General features: G+C 58.1%; 12 protein-coding genes and 3 pseudogenes. 8 read left to right on the top strand and 7 right to left on the bottom strand.

The annotated features are described in order from the left end of the window. Nucleotides 1-6: 6 nt before the first annotated feature. The 3 genes from XH88_RS08650 to XH88_RS08660 are packed head-to-tail and all read right to left on the bottom strand — an operon-like array spanning nucleotide 7 to nucleotide 4,124. Complete coding sequence (locus tag XH88_RS08650) at nucleotides 7-1,809, bottom strand: ABC transporter permease subunit (protein WP_271614988.1); 1,803 nt, start codon at nucleotides 1,807-1,809, stop codon at nucleotides 7-9. Further along, on the bottom strand, nucleotides 1,809-2,927 hold the full coding sequence (locus tag XH88_RS08655; protein ID WP_271614989.1) for an ABC transporter substrate-binding protein: 1,119 nt from the start codon (nucleotides 2,925-2,927) through the stop codon (nucleotides 1,809-1,811). The genes XH88_RS08650 and XH88_RS08655 overlap by 1 nt, the downstream gene beginning before the upstream one ends. A 12-nt stretch (nucleotides 2,928-2,939) precedes the next feature. After that, nucleotides 2,940-4,124 carry an ABC transporter ATP-binding protein gene (locus tag XH88_RS08660; RefSeq protein ID WP_271614990.1) on the bottom strand — a complete coding sequence of 395 codons (1,185 nt, stop codon included), beginning with the start codon at nucleotides 4,122-4,124 and terminating at the stop codon, nucleotides 2,940-2,942. 89 nt (nucleotides 4,125-4,213) lie between these two features. Between XH88_RS08660 and XH88_RS08665 the strand changes: the two genes are divergently transcribed. The 4 genes and pseudogenes from XH88_RS08665 to XH88_RS08680 all read left to right on the top strand — a co-directional run. Next, nucleotides 4,214-5,089, top strand: coding sequence for an IclR family transcriptional regulator (locus XH88_RS08665; RefSeq protein ID WP_271614991.1), 876 nt, complete (start codon nucleotides 4,214-4,216; stop codon nucleotides 5,087-5,089). Between the two features lie 288 nt (nucleotides 5,090-5,377). Further along, entirely contained in the window at nucleotides 5,378-5,710 is a 333-nt protein-coding gene (locus XH88_RS08670; RefSeq protein WP_271614992.1) for an IS4 family transposase, read from the top strand. A gap of 81 nt (nucleotides 5,711-5,791) precedes the next feature. Then, nucleotides 5,792-6,376, top strand: a complete 585-nt coding sequence (locus XH88_RS08675) for a pectinesterase family protein (RefSeq protein WP_271614993.1) — start codon at nucleotides 5,792-5,794, stop codon at nucleotides 6,374-6,376. Nucleotides 6,377-6,391: 15 nt separating this feature from the next. Then, nucleotides 6,392-6,676, top strand: a pseudogene (locus tag XH88_RS08680) (pectinesterase family protein); the annotation flags it as partial. Between the two features lie 541 nt (nucleotides 6,677-7,217). Here the strand turns inward: XH88_RS08680 and XH88_RS08685 are convergent. After that, nucleotides 7,218-8,416: pseudogene (locus XH88_RS08685) on the bottom strand (NEL-type E3 ubiquitin ligase domain-containing protein). Nucleotides 8,417-8,559: 143 nt separating this feature from the next. Here XH88_RS08685 and XH88_RS08690 point away from each other — a divergent pair. The 3 genes and pseudogenes from XH88_RS08690 to nolL all read left to right on the top strand — a co-directional run. Further along, nucleotides 8,560-9,999: pseudogene (locus XH88_RS08690) on the top strand (NEL-type E3 ubiquitin ligase domain-containing protein); the annotation flags it as partial. Nucleotides 10,000-10,859: 860 nt separating this feature from the next. After that, the gene (locus XH88_RS08695; protein WP_271614994.1) at nucleotides 10,860-13,118 is read left to right on the top strand and encodes a hypothetical protein; all 2,259 of its coding nucleotides are present in this window, start codon (nucleotides 10,860-10,862) and stop codon (nucleotides 13,116-13,118) included. A gap of 721 nt (nucleotides 13,119-13,839) precedes the next feature. Next, entirely contained in the window at nucleotides 13,840-14,925 is a 1,086-nt protein-coding gene (gene nolL / locus XH88_RS08700) for a nodulation factor fucose acetyltransferase NolL (RefSeq protein ID WP_333909241.1), read from the top strand. Nucleotides 14,926-15,168: 243 nt separating this feature from the next. Here nolL and XH88_RS08705 read toward each other — a convergent pair whose 3' ends face one another. Together XH88_RS08705 and XH88_RS08710 are read right to left on the bottom strand one after the other, a co-directional pair. Continuing rightward, nucleotides 15,169-16,458, bottom strand: a complete 1,290-nt coding sequence (locus XH88_RS08705) for a carbohydrate porin (protein WP_271614996.1) — start codon at nucleotides 16,456-16,458, stop codon at nucleotides 15,169-15,171. Nucleotides 16,459-17,217: 759 nt separating this feature from the next. Continuing rightward, a complete protein-coding gene (locus XH88_RS08710; RefSeq protein WP_271614997.1) occupies nucleotides 17,218-17,652 on the bottom strand; it encodes a hypothetical protein in 435 nt (144 codons plus the stop codon). Nucleotides 17,653-18,060: 408 nt separating this feature from the next. Between XH88_RS08710 and XH88_RS08715 the strand changes: the two genes are divergently transcribed. Beyond that, the gene (locus XH88_RS08715; RefSeq protein WP_271614998.1) at nucleotides 18,061-18,579 is read left to right on the top strand and encodes a hypothetical protein; all 519 of its coding nucleotides are present in this window, start codon (nucleotides 18,061-18,063) and stop codon (nucleotides 18,577-18,579) included. A gap of 408 nt (nucleotides 18,580-18,987) precedes the next feature. Here the strand turns inward: XH88_RS08715 and hemN are convergent, their stop codons facing one another. Next, nucleotides 18,988-20,325, bottom strand: a complete 1,338-nt coding sequence (gene hemN, locus XH88_RS08720; RefSeq protein WP_271614999.1) for an oxygen-independent coproporphyrinogen III oxidase — start codon at nucleotides 20,323-20,325, stop codon at nucleotides 18,988-18,990. Nucleotides 20,326-20,532: the final 207 nt, after the last annotated feature.

Here is a 20,532-nt window from a genome sequence, read left to right on the forward strand (position 1 = left end):
GCTCGCTTATTTGCCCCGCCGCTCACCCAATTGGCGCATAGTTTCCACGCCGGCGTAGATGAAGACTGTGAACGCGATCAACAGGCTTGAAACCGCGGCGATAGTGGGCGAGATCTCTTCGCGAATTCCCGACCACATTTGAACCGGTAGGGTTTTGGTATTTGGCCCGCTTACGAAGAGCGACAGCACCACCTCGTCGAATGATGCCAGGAAGGCAAAGAACCCTGCGACTATCAGTGCAGGACGGATGGATGGGAGCACGATTCGCCAGATCGTAACGATACGCGAGGCCCCGAGGCTCGCGGCAGCGTGCTCAAGCCGTATGTTCTGGGCCTGCAGGCTAGCGGCGACGATCAGCACCACCAGCGGAACGGCACCGATGCTGTGCGCTATCACCAACGCGAGAGACGTATTGATGAGTTGCAGTCGTGCAAAGAGGAAGTAGAGTGCCACCGCACTGATGATCACCGGCACGATTAGCGGTGCGAGCATGAGCTGGTAACCGACACGGCGCATTCGCGGACTGCCGCGCACGAGTGCCATCGCAGCTGCTGAACCGACGGCAAGACTTACAAGCGCGGTAGCTATGCCGATAACCAAGCTCTGAACGGAGGCGGAGACCCAAGCATCGCTTCTGAAATAGGCCTCGTACCATTGTAGCGAGAGGCTCGGAGGCGGGAAATCGAGGAAGCGTGAAGAGCTGAACGAGATCGGAACAATAATCAGGATGGGACTGACGAGGAACGCAATAAGAATCAAGCTCATTCCTCGCAATAGCTTACCCCCAAGCGCGAGACGCTCCCAATTTCTTGTGAGGCCAGCGGGAAAGGGGATGTGATTTCCGAGGGTGCGCACTAAGGCTGTAGCGAGGTCAATGAGCCGCACATAAGCGCTGGTTGAATGACGAGCGGTAGATATTGCTGATTGGGCAGCCCCCTGCTGAGAGCTCAGCAGGCGTTCGCTATCGACGAAATAGTTGGAAATTGAATAGAGCACGAGCGTGACTGCGAGCAGCACCGTAGCAGCGGTGGCGGCAAGCGGCCAATTAAGAGTTCCATTCACATAAGTGTCGATCTGCATCGGCAGTACGATTGTGTTCGGACCGCCGAGCAGTGCCGGTGTGATATAGAACCCAAGCGCGAATACGAAGACGAGCAGCCCGGCCGCGATCACGCCCGGTGCGCTCAAGGGAAAGAACACACGCCAGAAATTCTGAACCGGAGGGGCTCCGAGCGAGGCAGCAGCACGCGTCAGACCGAACGGAATCCCTCTCATTACGCTGGTGAGCACCAGCACCGTATACGGCATGAGGATGTAGACCATCGCGACAAGGACGCTGAACTGATTGTAGATAAGGTCAAGAGGCCGTTCAGTGAGGCCGAGCGCCATCAATAACTGGTTGATAACGCCAAAGCGTCCGAGGAGCACCATCCATGCGTATGTACGCACGAGGTAGCTCGTGAAGAACGACAATATAACCGCAAGCAATAGCGCCGCGGCAACCCAGGTTCGCGCCGAGACGATCCAGAAGGCAAGTGGATACCCCAATAGAAGGCAGATCAGCGTAACCTTTGTTGCCAGCGCAAAGGTGCGGGCGAGGATGATCCAGTTCGTTGGGTTACCCAAGAACTCTTGGTAATGCGCGAAGGTCGGTCCGGGATCGAGTAGGCTGAGAGATAGAAGACCAGCGAGCGGTATGAAGAAGAAGATCCCGAGCAGAAGCGCAGCCGGAGCAAGTAAGAGCGAGGGTTCGCGGTTGTCGGCCAGCCATGCGACGGCCGATCTCAGGGCGTGGAGTGACGTGGCCATCAGCTGGCCACCCACTTAATCCAGCGCTCGACGAGCACTTCAATGTTAGACTTGCCAGAGGAGGATTGGGCACCCCAGTATGCCAGATTTCGGAAGAATTGTTTGTCAATATTCTCGGGTGCCGTGGGCAGCTTGGCGGCGATCTTGGGCTCGATGTATTTAAAGGCGGCGCGATTTAGCGGACCATAAAAAATGAGATTGTTGAGGCGAGCTTGCGCCTGCGCATTGGCTTGGTAGGCTACAAACCGCATAGCCGCATCCCGGTTTTTCGCGCCCTTCAGCACGACCCAGTGAAGCGCGCTGAGCTCCCCTTCGTCCCACTGGTAATCAACGGCGGCACCCTGGGCCTTAAGGTATTCTATATTGCCATTGAATGCTGAAGCCAGTGCGACCTGACGATCCGACAGCAGCTGGTTTACGGCGGCTCCATCGGTCCAGAATTTCGTAATGTGCGGCTTGATGCGATCGAGGGACATAAACGCCTTGTCGAAGTCGATTGGGTACAGCTTGTCCTTGGGAACGCCGGCCGCCAGCAACGCAAACTCGACCGTGGTAGGATCTCCGTTCGCACATGCCCTGAGGGAGCGTGGTCCCGGAAACTTGCTGGTGTCCCAAAACTCGGCCCATGAGCGCGGGCGTGGCTTGTCGGCGGGGTATTCGGCCGTTGAGAATCCCATAACCGTGCTGAAGACGTACGAGCCTACGGCGTATTTTGCCTTTGCTTCAGGCAGCAGATTGTCCAGCGTTTCTTTGTCGAACGCCCCATAATCGATTTCCTCGAGGTACTTGTGCGCATCCGGTCGAAAAGCGGGCCGGGATAGCTCCACTACATCCCATTGCACGTTGTTGCTATCGACCTGCGCCTTGATCTTCGCCTCTTCGGCCGGAGACACATAAGTCACCTTGATACTCGTCTCGCGTTGGAAGGGATCAATTACTGCTTTGCGGATCGCCTCCTCATACACTCCGCCGCCGGAGACTACGACAAGCGCTGATTCTTGTGCCCGCAGGATGCCTGGGGCGCCAATAGCGAGCGCCGCTCCGCCCGCCGCCGCCCCCATGCCTGCTAAGGCCTGACGTCGGGTCGGCCGTCCGGATTTGATGATCGGGTACGTCATGAAATCTCTCCCTTATGAAGGCACGATTGCGAGACGATGTTCTGTGGTGACCGACGGCATTACCGACGTGGCGTTGTCATTGCCAACCGCACGCTCCGTTTGACCTTTCGGCTCACCGGCAAGAAGGCGCCCGTCCCGCTCATCCCAACCAATTCTCAATTGTTCGCCAATCTGGAATCGGGGAGAAGAGGCGTGGCGCGGAGCGGCCGCAACAACGAACACCGGAGCGGCGGCGCGCAAAAGGATGCGGTATTTAACGACGTTTCCGCAATATACGACTTCTTCGACCACACCGTCGAATTCATTGTCAGCACGCGACCCAGCAACAAGAGGAATGATCTTCTCGGGTCGGATCATGAGAGTGACGGCTCCCGAATCGTGCTCAAACCCCTGCGACGTCGAACGAACCTGCAGGCCGCCCACGTTGAGAACGACGGTATGATCTGTTTTTGCAACAAGTTGCGCGTCAAGGAAGTTGGATTCGCCAATGAAGCTCGCGACAAAATGCGTTCGTGGACTCTCGTATATTTCTTCCGGCGTCCCGATCTGTTCGACCCTGCCTTCATTCATCACAATAATCCGATCGGACATCGTGAGAGCTTCGCCCTGATCATGGGTAACGAAAGCTACGGTTGTTCCGAGTGATCTTTGGAGGCGCTTCAATTCGAGCTGCATGTGCTCTCGAAGCTGCTTGTCGAGCGCGCCGAGCGGTTCATCCATTAGGATCACGCCTGGGCGGAATACGAGTGCCCGCGCCAGTGCGACTCGCTGTTGCTGTCCACCGGACAGTTCGTGAGGCATACGCCCTTCGTACCCGCCGAGCTGAACGAGGTTGAGCGCTTGGACGACACCGGCTCGAAGGTCGGGGCCGGATAGTCCGCGCATCTTGAGCGCGAACGCTACATTCTCGAAAACGGAGAGATGTGGAAAAAGCGCGTAGTTCTGAAACACGACCCCAATGTTTCGCCTGTGAACTGGAACCCCAATTACCGGTCGGGCTCCGATGAAAACTTGGCCAGAGGTCGGTGTTTCGAAACCCGCAACCATCATCAACGTCGTGGTTTTGCCCGAACCGCTTGGCCCGAGAAACGAGACAAATTCACCAGCCGCGATCTCAACCGAGACGTCGTGAACCGCTTGCACGCCGCCGTACTGTTTAGAAAGCCGTTCCAGGCGCAGCGGTTCTCCACCCGACATTCACCTCTCCCTGTTGCAAATAGTGCAATTATGTTGCATAAAGTGACAGGCGCATGAATGCCTGTCAAGCGGAACCAAAGGAACTTTCGATGAGCTTGGAGAAACGTTCCGCACGCAGTCGCGGCCCGGCTAGCGGCGAGGTTACGACCGTGCAACGCGCATTGAATCTGCTCAGAGTGATCGGCGCGAGTGAGAAGCCGATCGGTGTGAACGAGATCGCGCGTCGGCTAGGAAAACATGCAAGTGCAGTTTCGAGAACTCTTGCAACCCTCGAGCACAACGGATTTGTCGAACGCGAGGCGGAAACCGGACGGTTTGTGCTTGGCGTTGAGCTTATCGCGCTCGCGAGCACGCTCCTTGCTGAACTCGATGTGGTCAGCGTGGCGCGACCTTATCTCGAAGAACTTGCCGAGAGCTCGAGGGAAACGGCCTCGCTCAGCCTTTGGAATAAGGTAGAGGCCATTAACATCGAGCATGTTCTTGGCCCCGGATCGATTAAGCATGTTGCGGCACCAGGTCGCCGCAACCCAGCGCATTGCACTGCTACTGGAAAAGCGATGCTGTCTCAAATGCCCAACTCGACTCTAGAAGATGTTCTGGCGGTCGGCCTCGTATCTTATACGGAGCGGACAATAACTGATGTGGATATGCTTGAACGTGAACTGTCGTCCATTCGTGCACGAGGATACGCGGTGAATGTGGGAGAGTTTATTCCTGAGATCGCCTCTATCGCGGCCGTCATCTACGATCGAAGAGGGCGAGTTGCGGCCGCAATTGCAGTCACAATGCCTGTCTTTCATTTTACTCAACAAAGTGAACAGCAATTGGCGCCTCTTGTGGTGAATGCGGCGACGACTATCTCTCGCCGTCTAGGATACGTAGCGCCCCGCTCTGGAGATCGCGGTCAAGGTACGTCCGACAGCCACCCAGCAGTAAATTCAAAGCTTTACGAGCCGCGAAGATGATGGTCGCGTCTAGAAGGGGTGGCAGGCGCGCATCGCGCGCGCTTGCTTCTGTCAATAAAGGAGAGGCCCCTGGCTCCGATCTGGATGACCTCCAATGAAGCGGCGCCGCTTTCAAGCGCTACTGCGATGCGGTGGAATGATCGCAAAGCTCCGAGCCGTGAGAAACAGCTCGACGGTCATCCGCCTGTGATGTCATTTCGTGACGCCGAAGAACAGGAAGAAAATCCAGTGGAAGCTGATCAAAGATCTGCCCGTTGGTTCCCGCACTGACGCCATTGAGAAGCTCGAATGGTACGCTTTGAGATGGAAGATCGAGGTGTTCCACAAGATCCTACTGCCCAGCGTCTGACCAATCTGATCTCGCTATTTTGCATCCTGAGTTGGCGGGTCTTCCGGATGACGATGCTCAGCCGTTCCACCCCAGACGCGCCGCCACCCCTCGCGTTGACTGCGACCGAAATCAGCGTGCTCGATCGCCTCGTCAACGACAAACCAAAAGCAAGACAGAAAGCACTCTCGCACTATCTGATCAAGATCGCCCGGCTCGGCGGGTATCTCGCCCGCGCCAGCGGTCCGCCGCCGGGCAATACCGTCATGTGGCGCGGGCTGTACAAAATATGATCCGCGCGCTCAAGGCGCGAGGATTCCGGTCTATCGGCAAATTGTCCTCCGTCATGTGCATGGCGACGCTGGTGTTTGCTGATGCGCGGCTTAGACGAGGGGCATAAACTTGACGTGACACTCGCACTTCTGGCGGGATATTTCTGCATCCCCGCGGCGTACGCTCATCCACTGTTGGTGTCGCATGCCGGAAATGCAGACTATCACTCCGTGCAGCAAGCCATCGACGCATTGCCGGAGGAAGGCGAAAATATCCAGATCGCGCCGGGCGTCTATCGCGAGAAGGTCAAAATCTCCAAATCCGGTATTCATATCGAAGGGACTGGCAGGAAGCCGGAGGATACGGTCATTGTGTATGGCGACGGCGCGATCAATGTAGGAGGAACCGCCCGTTCGGCTACGCTGGATGCCGCCGGCGATGACTTCCGGCTTGAGAATCTGACAATCCAGAACGACTACGTCCTCAATCCGGCCAATCCACCTTCGCAGGCGGTAGCGCTATCCGTTACCGGAGACAGGAACGTCAATACGCGCGTCCGCCTGCTCGGCGCTCAGGACCCGCTATTTGCCAGCAAGGGACCAAACGGCAGAATGTCACGACGATACTTCTCGAACTGCTACATCGAAGGGCATGCTGCGCGCTGTATCGCACTTGGCCGCCCCTGACGCCTCTACGCCGCCGTAGTCTTCCTGTCGGCGAAGATAGTTGCCCCCGTGATCGCGGAAGGGTGGCGCGAATGGACGCCCGGCAAGACCAATACGTTGAGGACAAGCTACTATGCTGAATACAGATCCTTCGGCGTCGGGGCTAACCCTTCAGGCCGCAGGCCTCATTCCCATCAACTGACAGATGGCGAAGCTGCGAGATGGTCGCTGAGCGTGTTCTTCGGGGGTGTCACAGATTGGCTGCCAACGAACCATCAGGATGGAACAAAGAGCAACGTTCACGGTGAAGGGGTTCGATAACGATCCTCGGACGAATGAGGGGAGGGAGTCTGATTGTGATAGAGCGTCGTGTACAGCACCACCCAACTGCCGCCGGAATCAAACCGACAGAAGGGGCGCTCAGCGCCTTGCGCAGATCTCCGGAGAACGAAATGGGCTGATGCTTCGCGGCCATCTTCGTTCGGCCAGTGGATGGTCAGGCCCCTCGTAGCTCAGCCAGCAGCCGTCGCCTCGCTCGGCCGATTCGCGCGGTGCAAGTACGTTGGAGTCCGTGGTTCTTCCATGCCGGCCCCGTACAAACGCGCGTATCGGCTCTCCGATTTCGACAATTCGCTCGTATCCATGCGGCCCTGCGATAGCAGCCGACGAGCATCCGCATCATCGCGAGATCGGCCATCGCCGCTTTAGGGAAACACCCGCTGGAATGAGTCGAGCAGCGCCGGTTTCTAGATCGGCGCGGCGCTCCGCTTGCTGCGCATCACGTGAAGGCTCTCGGGCACAAACCGGCGCACCAGAGGGAAACTGTAGCAGGAATTAACAGGCTCCTGCAGCAAAGCTGGCTTCACAGGGTAGGGCCGAGATCATTGAGCTCCTTGTCTCTTAGAGCGCCCTTGATCTCACGGGCGATTTCTTTACGAACTGCGGCACCCAACTCTCGCTTGGCATCCTCGATGAGGCTAGCTTCGGCCCCGGTCAGGCCTTGGTCGGCGAGCTGTTGCTCCATCCGGCTGTCGAACTCCTTTCCCATTGCAGCAATGAGCTGGTCCTGCGTGCTGGCGTGGTCCTCCGGTGCGATGCGACGCACCACATCGTCCCAAGGCTGCCAGTCCATTGCCAAATAGTCGGCAAATTCGGCCGCCTCCCTGTCCCGCACGGATGTCTCTGCCTTATCAACGTCAGAGTCGGTGACGCCGGAGACCTCAAAGAATCGCATGTCCGGAGCGACGTGTTGTAGTCCCAGCCGCTCGCGCAGTTTGTTCTGATAGGCAAGAAAGACCTCAATGGCCTCGATGTCTTCGACGTTGTCGACCGAGCCGAGCGAGTGAGCCTTATCGCGCGCGATCGCCTCGAGCGCGTCCATGCGGAACATGACGCGCCCCAAATCGACCAGATCGGCAAGCCGTTCCTTGTTGTCATAGAGGCCGTTTTCGACTTCCGCGATGAGGCGGGCGGTCTGCATACCGTTCCAGGTTAATGTTCTGCGATCCTCGCAGGTCTGGTTGGCGTCCCATGCCAGTTGAAAGTACTGGGCACGCAATTGGGGGGGGCCGCGTGCCGCAGATCGTTGGCCACCGATTGCCGGAATCCTTCATTGCCAGAGTTGACGGAGTCGAACAGCTTGCCGAGGAAAAGCCCGTATTCCCGAGCGCCCGGCTCTTGCGCAAAGTTCTGCCAAGCGGCAAGCACCTCCCGATCGCCCTCCTGTGGATCGCTCTTGAGCCATTCTGCAACTGTTTCAGCAAGCGCATCGGCCTGTTCATCGTCCGTCTCGGAGGCTTCACTTTCAACGTCGCGCGAAAGGTGGACAGTCGGACCGACAAAACCCTCCGCGCTTAGGACTGTACTCAGGTTCGTCAGCACCTGCTCAGATAGCGGATTATCAGTCAGAACTATGGTGGCAGCAGCGCCGAAGCCCGTCAGCAGGTCCTCAGGCAAACTCGTCAAATGGTTTTGGCTTACGTCGAGAAACTCGAGCGAAGCTGGGAGAGCCGGCGGCAGATCCGTCAGTTGATTTTGGCTTACGTCGAGAAACTCGAGCATAGCAGGCAGTGCCACCGGCAGGCTCTTCTGCTGATTGTGGCTGACGTGGAGAAATTGGAGCGAAGCAGGGAGGGGTTCGGGTAGGTTCAGCAACCGATTGTAGTTGGCGCCAAGAAATTGGAGCCCGGCAGGCAGGACGGCAGGTAACCGCTTTGCCCGACGCCCTGGCCCCGAGGCTGCTGAACCTCCGCGCCATGCACAATGAGCTAAGCAGCCTGCCCGCTAGCCTCCCATCCGGGCTCCGCGAGCTCTTTGTTAGCCACAACCGGTTAACCAGTTTGCCGGACGCTCTTCCGGCGACCCTCTATCGCCTAGAGGTGAGCGATAACAGGTTGACCAGTCTGCCAGACAGCCTCCCATCGGAGCTGGGGATCCTGAACGCAAACAACAACCGACTGGGTAGCCTGCCCGACGCTCTCCCGAGCAGTCTCACCTCGCTCGCGGTTAGTGGCAATCAGCTGACCGCACTTCCCGAGTCCCTCCCATCGGGCCTCGTTGAACTCGATGTCAGCAGCAATCAATTGGCCAACCTCCCGGAAACCCTTCCGAGCTGGCTTCAATTGATCAATCTGACCGGTAACTGGCTGACCAGCCTGCCTGAAGATCTCCTACCTGGAAGTTTGAGCCGGCCGCTGCAGAACGTCGAGTTCGGTGATAATCCATTCCCGGACGAGGTCCGCGCTCACCTCGCGACGCCGCATCTTGGGCAGCTGCCTCTGTACGAGGCTGCCGCGCACTGGCTAGGGCAGGATCCGGCGGCGTTGGCCGAATGGCAGCACTTTGCGGATGAGCCTGGCGCCCAGGACTACGCCCGGTTCCTAGATCGGCTACGCGGCACCGTCAATTATGGCAGTGACGAGTTTCGGCAGGCCGTGGCGGATGATCTGCGGCAGGCGGCGACCAATCCGAGATTGCGCGAACAGTTTTTCACACAGGCTTCAGAGGCCAACGCGAGCTGCGAGGATCGCGTTACTCTGCACTGGAACGGTATGCGGACCGCGCGCCTTAATGCTGACGTCGAGGAGGGGGGATATGATGATAGGCTCGCCGAATTGATCCAGCGTGGCCGCGTTGCATTCCGCCTGGACGCGCTAGACGGGATCGCACGCGACAGGGTCAACGCGCTCGTGACCCTCGACCCGGGCGTAGACGATGTGGAGGTCTACCTGGCTTATCAACTTCTTCTGCGCGAGCCGCTGGAGCTGATTCACGTCGCCCCTGACATGCGCTTTCTGACGGTTTCTCACGTGACATCCGATGATGCGGCGCGCGCGCTGGAGTTGGTTCGCGAGCAAGAGGCGAACCAGTTTACTGACTACATGGCAACCCGCTGGCAACCCTGGGAGACGGTGCTGAGGCGAATTGCTCCTGTTGAATATGAAGCGATGCAAGACCGGCTCGTCGAAGCCATGGACGAGAAGTTTCAAACCCGCCTGAATAAGCGACTGGCCGAGTATGGCCTTCTAGGCGATCCGGATGCCGAGCGGGTGCTCGGAGCTCAAGTCCGCAACGAGCTCGCCAGCGAGATCAAACGCGAGGTCATGCACCGTGTGCTGGCCGAGCGTGGCGGTCCCGAACTATGAGGTCCCAAACCGCCTTAGGGATGTTTATCATTGCCCCGCAAAGATTGATGATGAAGTCTCGCCAATCGTTGCCAAGGGCTTTCGCATGCCGAAAGTGCGCTGCCGTCGATCCGCCCCTTTCGGTCTTGCCGAGCGATCGAAAACTCGCGCGTAAGGCGAGACGCATCCGCGTCCGCCCGACAGTCCATCGGGACGAGAGCTCCGTCAGTCAATAGTGGTTGAGGAGACCAAGAGGGCGCAGCGCAAGTGGGCGGGAACAATATGACCTCAAATAGACCTGTGACTGCACGATAAGCCTAGCGAACCCTCAGTTACAGACTGCGGCCGATTGAAGTCGGCGAATGAAGCCTGCCGGATCTCCATTCGTCGAGTCGGCTTGCCAAGCTCATACTCGCGCAAAAGGTGGAAGTCGAAGGTACGAGAGAACGCCTGCCGGCATCTGCGCAAAGGAAAAGCCTTTGTCATCGCCAAAAGGGCGCCTGAAGATAACAAGCTTACCGCCAAAGCTGTGCGAAGGACGAGAGGACGCTCGTCACGCATATTGGAGTCTGGTCGCGGCTGAGTGAGCCCGGCCGTGAAGTTGAATTCCTCGCACGATCGAAAGGGCATCCATTGTTCTGATCGGTTTGCGAATTTCGTCGATTGGAACAGGCCTGCGAAGAGGTGCGAAAAATTGGAGTGCCCCATCCTGTCGCCAGGCGGCGCCCATGCGAGGCCGTTAATCGCGAAGCAATGTCCTGATCTCGTCAGCTTTCCGAAAGGTTGCGGCTACAACAATCGACAATCGTTTTCTTCGTAGACGATCTGCTACCAGGCCGTACCGATTGCTGTAGGGCTTATACAAACATGAGGAGAGCAGGGTGGATCCGGTTGACCCATTCTTCGATTTAGGAGCCTGGATGCGGGAGTACGCCGCGCTGCAGGGGCGGACCGCGCAGCGAGGGGACAACTTAAGTGAGCACGGTGATTTTGAACGGCAGCTGGAGGGTTTGCATCTCGATCCCTCTGATGAGAGCAAGTCAAGTTCGCCTGATCGGGCTCCCAAAGGAGAGGGGCGAGCAGTCGGGCGGGAGAATTTCGGCGGGTCGATGCGGCTGCCGCCGCCCTCGGCTTTTAGAGAGAGTGCGCTGGGCGACAGGCGCCGGAGCGTAGACATTCCCAGCTTTCAGCTTCCCGCTTCGGCGCAAGTGCCGCAGCCTAGTTTGCGAGATGATCTGTTCAGCAGCGCTCGCTACAGCTTTCCGTACGCAGAGTCTGCCGCGTCGGCTAAGAGCGGAAAAAGCGGCGGATTATGGTCACGCTTCAAGTCGGGAGTCGGCAAGGCTTTTGGCGGGAGCAGCAGCGAAAAGTCCTCGCGCGACGCGGGACAGGCGGGCACCTTTTCCACGAATCTTCGCATTGACTACGCTAGGCAGCCGGGCCGGACGCGCGGGGCGCCTGTCCCTGACGCGGACGAGGTGCTGATAAAAGATTTCAGAAACAACGCGGCGGGTAAGCTCACCGACGGCACGATCAAGAATGCGGCAGCCGATCTGCGCCATTTGAGCGTGCGCCTGAGCACGGCCGGCAGGCCCTCAATTGCGGATCGAATTCGCCGAGAATTGGAAAACGCGCAGCAGGACAACCCGCAGGTGGAAAACGAGCAGCTGGAAGCTGAACTCGATCAGGATGTCGATACCTACGCAAAGGACCGCAGTACGCGCATCAAGGCGGCCTTGAAGAAGCTCCGTGAGGTCTGTGCCGGAAACGCCCTGGCGCCTGATCTCCGCCGACTGGCTCCTCACAGCGCGGACGCAACCCTCATCGGCATGTGGGCGACGGCGGAAAAGGCGACACGCAGGATCGAGCCGGAGACGATCGACAGGCAAGCTCGCCGCATGTCAAAGCTGAGTGAGTGGCTGCAGACGAATAATAGGCCACCGATGGCCGGCCGACTTTCCACCCCCGAGTTTGTCCGGGATCTCGAGGAGTACAGGCGCAAAACCAAGGATAAGAAGATCAACGCTGATCTGGTCAAGCTTGGCCAATACGCGCAAATCCTGGAGGCGAACAGGGCGCTTGGATTGAGGCCTCCTGAGGATCCGGGCCAGCCTTCTCGGGAAGCTGCTCGACAGCCACATTCACTGCAGGATCCTCCCGCAACGCCAGGTAGCCCGAGCGCGGGAGCCTGGGATTGGCGTGGCGAGCAGGTCCACGGGCCCAACATCTTGATGCCACCGCCGCGCAGCCACTGGCAGGCCGGTTCGTCGCAGCAGCTTCCCGCAACCCCGGCGACGCCGAGCGGCGGAGCCTGGAACTGGCTTGGCGAGCAGATCCACGGACCTGCCTCACCAGAGCCAGCGCCGCACTGGGCCGCGCAAGCGCTTCCGCCACTTGAGCTTCCTGCTACACCGGCCACCCCCAGCCAGGGAGCCTGGGCCTGGCTTGGGCAACAGATGCAAGACCCCGCATCGCCGTCGTCCGTGAGACCTCGATCGTCAAACATCTACGGCGGTCTCGATTCCTTCGTTGATCTGGATCCACCCACACCCCACGACTTGCGTGACGATGCGCGCTCTGCGCCAGCATCTGAATTTGCAGCCGCTTCGTCGTTCGCGGGACCGCCGGGGGCGGCTCCGGAGCTGCGGGATATTGGCGCGATCGTTGGCGCCGGCTGGCGCCACGGCTCTCAGGCGGCTTCAGACGTGTTGATCGATGTATTGGGCAATATCCATCTGCTGCCAAACCAGTTCGGGCCAAGTCAGTTTGTGATCAATGGGGAGCGCTATTCGGCGACGCTTGGTCCGGGAGGCCGCAGGGATGTTCGCCTGATCCATCATCCCCGCCTGAGCCAGCCGGATGAACCTGGCCCGTCTCAGTCGCTCCATCGTCCCCGGCCGATCGTGCCAGCGGCGCAATCCGGTGAGGGGCCCGTTGATCTTGGGTATCTGATCCGCGGGGGATGGGAGCACCGCGAGCGATTCCTGCCGGATTATCTTGTCCGCGCCCTCGAAGGCCAGCGCATCATGCCCGAAGTTGGGCGCCCAACCTATTTCGAGATCCGCGGAGTGCCTTACAGGGGCGAATTGGTGGACAGCGAAGGTCGCCAGCGCGTACGCATTTATCCTGAACGTGGCTGAAGAGGCAGCAGAACTGCAATCGGGCTTTCGGCGGGGCAGCTCCGTAAAGCGTTCTATGCGAGGCCTTTGGCAGGCGATGGATCGGTTGCAGGGGCACGGCCTGAACCGTCCTGCCTCCTCTTTGTAGAATCTGCCAAGGAATTCTACGAATTTGGTGCATGCCCGGACCTGCCTTCTGCATCCCTGATCCTTGAAAACCGCAGCTACGACAGATCGAACGCATTCGTGATCGATGGAGCACCGCGCCGAGTGCAGGCGATGGACAAGTGCCAAGAACATGGCCACCAAAAGAAAATTTGCTGACGAAGGCGTTTTCTGATGGCGGCCCAAATTCCCCGGCGGGCGCGGTACTTCGCAACGCATAGCTTAAGCCTTCACGCGCAGCTCAGTATTGCGCTATGTAAAGTCTCCTCGCGCTGCGCTGCAAACACCTGGTCTGCTCGGGAGTAGAGTGCAAGGTCCCGCTGGATCGGGGAAGCCGATGAAAGCGAGCTTGGTGCGACAAAAATCGATAAACCATCGTATAGCTCGTTTCCCCCTTTCTTTCGGTCTTTATCGCACAGTCAGCTATTGGAGCGTAGACTCTCGGTGACAATTGTCTCCGCTGTCGTCGGATATCTCGATTTCCATGCAAACAGACTACGCAACAGCGACGTGCCCTTAACAATAGGTGTTGGCCAACCCCAGCATGTATTCGGCTGGTTGGATAAAGTGTGCCGAGATGTTGATACATCATGCAACAGGAAAGGTTGTGCCTGAGACAGCGTACGATCGCGATCTCGCTTTGGACTTCATCAAAGGAGTGCTCATCATTTTAGTGATCGTTGGTCACCTGATCCAATATATCCTCTACCAAAACGAAGGATTTTGGGATTCGGCATGCTTCAAATGGATCTACATGTTCCACATGCCCCTCTTTATGGCGATAAGCGGTTATCTTTCTTGCCGAGCGCTACTGGTAAAATCGTTCACGCAAGCTATCGGCGATCGTGCGACGCAGCTCCTGGTGCCGATGCTGTTTTGGTGCTCTCTTCTGGAGTCATTGAAGTTTACCGTGTTTCCCCGATCGACGGACGCACCAGGCACCGTTTTGCAGCTCCTGAATGAGTTCGTCGGCACATACTGGTTCGTCTGGGCCGCGTTCATTTGTTTCATTCTCACTAAAACTATTTCGATCTTCAATCGTTGGTCGCCGCCCTGGACCTTGTTCGGATCCGTCATTCTGGTCGTGCTTGCGCCTCTGACTTTTTCCATATTCCCTCTTATAAAGTATATGTACCCGTTTTTTTGCCTGGGATTCTCATTTGCGCAGTCGAGAGAACGGTGGACGAGCATAATGCGCTCTCACAGGCTGTTCTTGATTATGTCTGCCTCAATAGCGGCTATGATGTGCTTTCTGGCCTGGCGCAACGACACTTATGTCTACAACAATCTCGCTTTGGTCCAGGATTTGCAGTCGGCAAAGAATGTGCTTCTGATGTTTCTCGGCTCCGCAGCTGCCTCAGTGGTAATGATTGAGGTCCTGCTTCGATGCTGGAATATTGGTCGCTCAAATCGGGTGGTCCGCTTTGTCGCCGCGAAACTGGGGCCGAGCACGCTCGTACTGTACTTGATTCAGGGTACGGTATTCCGTCTCATGGATTCCATACAGTATGGAGAACTTTGGGATCCCACAATGAGGTCTGCCGCGGCTGCATTTCTCGGGACAATGATTGTTGCCGTCGCGCTGGCGGTTCGCTGGACCGTGCGCGACATTCCTTATCTATCCCAGCTCATGCTCGGAGTGCCACCCCGCTCAATTCGATAAGTAGCTGTAACCGAGATCTGATCAGGAGGCTCTCGCAAATCATCGTAGGTTGCGTGCCTTGTGAACCTGCTGTCTACGCAACGCGAGACAATCTGGAAAAATGTCCTCGAAAATTGGGTCGTTGCTCCACGTAATTTGCTTCCCTCGAACGTCCAGCGCAGATGCGGCCGATCCCTTCAAGGGGATCGCGAAGGTCCGGTCCCATGCGTCACGAACGTCGGAGCAGAACGGCGCTTGCGATGATCAGAAGAATATCAACGTAGATACCAACAGATTGAGAGCGTGTTCCGTTTGGGGCGTATGTGTGATGCTTGTCGGGTAATGAATGTATGACAGTCCGACGCTTGCATATATCCCCGGAGCGAGATGCGCGATGTATGTTCCCGTGACTGCTGTGCTATCGCGGTGCGCAAGCTGGCCTTTAGCCAGAGCAGCATCCACTGCAAGCTTACTCCAGGCCGTGTTGGTCGCAACGAGAGCAATCAGATCACTGGGCCGGTTATCAAAAGGTCCCTTCGCATAAAGACGAAGCTCGTAATACCGGCTGATCCTGTTGCGCTCAGGTGGAGCTCCCATGACGGAGAAGCCGCCGTAGATGCCGCGAGACGGCGGCCCAAGGGCGTCACTCTGCCAGAGCTGCCTGTCCGCAGCGATGTAGTAAAAATTATTTCCGCTCTCCCTTTGTTGCTTGGGATCCGCCAAATTCGTGTAGCGGCTACTGTTCAAGCCAACGCCCGCCCGCAGCCACGTGTCGGGTACGCCGGGAGCAGCCTTGCTCTTGTAGCCGGCTTCTTCGACGACAAGGATGCCTGCATTGGCCGTGCTCCAGTTCAAGCCGGTGGGATTCTCGGTTATATGGGCATAGGCACCATCTGGACTGATTGAGCGCTGGACGGAGACCTTGTTGTACAAGCGAGCGTCAAAATTGTACTTCAAGTTGGCCGCGGGCGTCGGCGCGGCATTGGTGCTCATCCCAGCCTGGAACAAGGCAGACATGTTCGATCCTGTGATCCCTCCGAACAATGTGCCGGTGAATTCATTCTGGTTTCTGAGGTAGCCAAGTTTGAGTTCTAGTGTCCTGTCGAAGAAGGTCTGATAGTAGGCGAGCGTATTGAGTCCCACTCGATCTGGCCCTGGGCGATCCCACGTCCAGTATTGCTGCTCGGCTCCTACGACAATCTGTCCGTCGGCAATGCCAAACCGGCTCAGATCGTAGGTGACGATCATGAAGTTCGCCGACGCGAAAGTCGGATTCTGGCCCATATAGAGCTGGTTCGCGATAGTGCTTCTGGCTGCATGCGGTAGCTGGTTGCTTGCAAAGGAGTTATGTGTCCACCCGATATAGCCGATGCCGACGTCCGCCAGCGCAGATCTAACGCCCCCCTTGTCCTGATCAATCGTATCTGCAGGACCAGGGATGGGGAACCACAACCCTTTTTCACGCAGATTGTCGTACCTTTGGAAGGGATCGGCGGTTTTTTGCGGTCTCGTCGGAGTACCCCTGTCCGTATTGGCGCGCTTCTCGAAACGCACTCCGGGACCTGCGGCTGGCGCCGGGGCGGGAGAGCTGATTGCCTGACGGATCAGGTCGATCGGGAGCTTTGTGGCCCCGTCGGAATTCTTTCCTCTTTTGCTGGCCGGATCCAGAGGGTGGTTACTAGGATCAAGTCCGCTCGCGGTTTGTGCCAGTACGGAATTGCCGACCAGACAAGCCGCTAGCGACACTGCGATGACAAGCCCAGATTGCTTTCCCCTTGGTCTTAAATTGGAGGAGAGTGCTGCCGTAGCCGGGTATGTCCGGGGCGAGGTCGTCGCAAGAAGGCAATCACGCATGGCGTAGTTCGGGTCCATGTCTGCCGGCCATGAATAGATTGAACTGCGGCCTGCTTGGCCCGGAGCGAGCTCCCGGCCCAGTGTGGCACGCGCCTGCTTCCACATCGTCATTGCGAGCGCAGCGAAGCAATCCAGATTCCCCCCGCGGCGGGGCGGTCTGGATCGAGCCGTCGCCAGCGCTCCTCGCAATGACGAGCAAGCGGCATCGCCGGCGTCGTTTCGCGTCCGAGGGTGAGGGGGACACGCCAGAACTCGATCTATCCGAACAGAGCCACTCAGGCGTCCTGAACCTCTCAGCTCGCGGCGCGATGATGATCTGGTCCGAAATTTTGCTTGTACATGACGCCGGTGCGCGGAGAGCCAGCGGAGAGCGCTGGCTCGGCAAATGCTCGCGAGCGCGCGGGGGCTTGCTGCCCTGGCCACCAGAACATTGCGAATGTCCACCTTGCTCACCGTGAGTCAGGCGAGTCTGGCGGTGCCGCGCATCTGCATCGAAGGCGGCTTTCTGGACCAAACGGCAGCTACCAGAACGCAAGGTTCGCCGTGCAAGAGGCTTGGCTTTAGGCAGCGCTTCATCGGTATCGTTGTCAGCAAACCACGAGACGATCGGCGGGTTTGAAGGCCGAAGAGCCTTTGAATTTGCGCGCGCGGCAACCACACCACAACGTCCAACGTGATGGCCCAGGAGACCAGAGGAATCAGCCATCGAGCAGCTTTGGCGGATATCGGCGAGCAGTTGCTGGCTGCCGTCGGCGCGGCAAAACCTGTCTTGCATCCAAAACCTTGATGTGCGCGGCGTTCGTTGATCACGCTTGCCACGTGCCCGTCATCTCGAACAACCTGCCGGAACTGGTAGTTGATCAGCTGCAATGTTTGCCGGTCCAATCGCGCCATTGCGGCTCGGCCGTCAGCCGTGGCGCTTACGTGGCGCGTCCCAGACAAAGTTGCTGGTCTGGGCAATGCGTGACATCGAACACTTGCAGGAATCAGTGGACGGTTTGCATTCGTGCCGGGGCACAGTAAGAAAATCTGCAAGGTTCTTCTGAACGATGAGAGAATGCTGCGCCATCGCCGACAAAGTCGAGAACCATTGCTCGCTGGTGGCGCTATCATGGAGAACGTGCGCAAATTGTCGCGCTGCGTTGCTCGAGAAGGAGCGTTTCATAGGAGCAGGCGAAGCCGATCGGGCAACTCGCCAAGATTGATTATTGTCGACGCTGGCAGCTCCTGGAGCGCGGGAGCATCGCGGGCTATCGCGTCGACAAAATAAGCCTGCTGGCATGGGATCTTGAGCGAGGGACAATGGACTTGATTGATCTAGCGGCCGCTTCAGACTTGCGGCCGCTCTTGCACCGGCCGTCAAGACGGATTCTCCCGGTTTTGGTGCTCCCGCTTATCCTCGTCGGCTCGTGTGCTGCCGGCGCCTGGCTTTGGGCTAACCTTGAAGAGCCTATCGAGACGCCGGAAAGCAGCGAAGTCGCTTCAACGATGAGCCTGCCTCCGGAGGACAGGGCATCCTTGTCCGAGATAAAGTGGGCACAGCAGAAAACTGGTGATGAGATCGCAGAACTCAACCGCCGGATCGATGCCCAGCGGGATGTCCTCAAAGGGATCCTGGATCAGATCACCATGCTCACTTCGCGGATCGATGCGCTGCAGAGTTCAACGTCTGTCCCTTCTGCTGCTTCCGAGCCTCCTTCTTCGCCAGGGCCGGCTGTTTCGAGCGTCGCCAGGAAACGCTTCGGGCGATCCAAACCACAGGGACCTGTTTCCGTCGGAGGCGCGCCAGTGATCGTCGGACCGAAGACAGCCGAGCCTTGAGTCTGAGACACTGCAGGCGTGGTCGAGTGTCCAATTGTGATCGAGGAGGTGGACCGTAGCTTCGCAAAGCTGCGTCCAGCCGTAAAATTCCCGAAACTGGTGCGGGCGCCGGCGTCTCCAGCGGCACGTCGCTGAGGCCGTCACCATTATCAAGAGCGCTCAAGGGGAGGCGGGGCAGAGCCCTTTCGGCATGATCGAGCGGTGGCCCTGAACGGCGGAATCCGCTGCGCCTCTCCTTCAAATCAGCTTCCTTTTAGTCAGCCCTCTCGGTTTGGGACCAATCTGAGATGTCGTTGTCGTGACACCGCCGCTGCATCCTCGGAATCTGGCCTGTCTGCCGGAGGTGCCTCTTCAGATCATTCCGTCGCGAAGAGCTTAAAATTATTGAAATCTGCTCACATGCGCGGCTTAATTAATAGGGGTACGGTCGAGATAGGTGTCGAATGCGGCAGCAACAGCACGAATGAGAAACCGGTGTTCCTGTCTGACCCGAATGAATCCCTCTTCAATGTCAACTATCCCGTCTTCGGCAAGCATTCCCAGCCGGTTGGCCGAATTGAGAAGAGGAATCGGATCAAATCCGTGAGCAGCACAGATAGCTGGTACGTCGGCCTGCAAATCGCACATCAGACGCTCGATAATTGCGGCGCGGAGGCGATCTTCGGGGGAGAGGCAGTAGCCTTTTGAGGTTGCCGGACGACCAGCCTGAATGTGTTGGCGATAGGAGGCGGTTGCGATCTCGTTCTGGACGTAACCCTCACGCAGACGGCCGATGGCTGACGGACCTAAGCCGATTACGGTGTTGCAGGTATCAGCCGAATAACCCAAGGAGTTGCGGCACAGCCGACCCGATTTCTGCGCCAGCGCGAGCTCGTCGTTGGGCAGGGCGAAATGGTCGAGCCCGATCTGGCGGTAGCCGGCCGAGACCAGCGTATCTGCAATGGCCGCAGCTTGCTCCGCGCGGGCGACATTGTCCGGCAGCGCCGTCTCATCGATCTGGCGCTGGCGTTTCATATAAGAGGGGACGTGAGCATAGCCGAAAACCGCAAGCCGGTCTGGCCGCATCGCCAGAGCCGTCCGTGTAGAGTCCACGCAAGACCGCACCGTCTGATGCGGCAGTCCGAAGAGGAGGTCGAAATTGATGCGGCTTATCCCATGCTGGCGAAGAGTTTCGACGACAGACGCCGTCTGCACCTCGCTCTGCACGCGGTTCACCGACCTTTGAACTACCCCATCGAAGCTTTGCACGCCGATGCTCGCGCGATTGACGCCGGCCACTTGTAATGTTTCGACCATCTCGGCCGTGAACGCACGCGGGTCGATTTCTATGGCGATGGTAGCTGATTTGCTGAACGCGAAGCAGCGTCGCAGGAGTCCCATCAAGGCGAGGAAATCGGCCGGTGCAACGGTGGTCGGCGTCCCGCCGCCGAAATGCACGTCGCTGACCGGCAGAGCGCGAGGCGCTTGCTCTGCGACCAAACGTATCTCGGCATGCAACGCCGCCAAGTATTTGCGGATCGGTCGCTCGCTGCGAGTGAGGCTTGTAGGGAAGCCGCAATACCAACAGATAGAACGACAGAACGGAACGTGGATGTATAGCGACACCGGATCGTCGGGCGGCAGCCGCCTCAACCATGTCTCACAAGTCTTGGCACCGACAGTCGCTGAGAAATCCGGTACGGTCGGGTATATGGTGTACCAAGGCAGGCGAGGGTCGCAATATTTGTTCAGGAGAGACGTCTGCAAAGCCTAACTCTCTCGTGGTCAAGCGGCATGAAGCTGACCGATGCCCACTGTTATGTCTTTGCGCTATGTCAAAGGGGTCTAACGGTCCCTGAAGTTTGGCCTGCTTTCGATGTCACTGCTAAACGCAGCGTAGGGGTTCAGGCCTGGAAGTGAGAGCCGCTCCTCCGCGATTATTTGTACGTTTATGGTGGCATATGAATTTCTGCG

It is taken from the genome of Bradyrhizobium sp. CCBAU 51627 (assembly GCF_028128765.1).
Classification (GTDB): domain Bacteria; phylum Pseudomonadota; class Alphaproteobacteria; order Rhizobiales; family Xanthobacteraceae; genus Bradyrhizobium.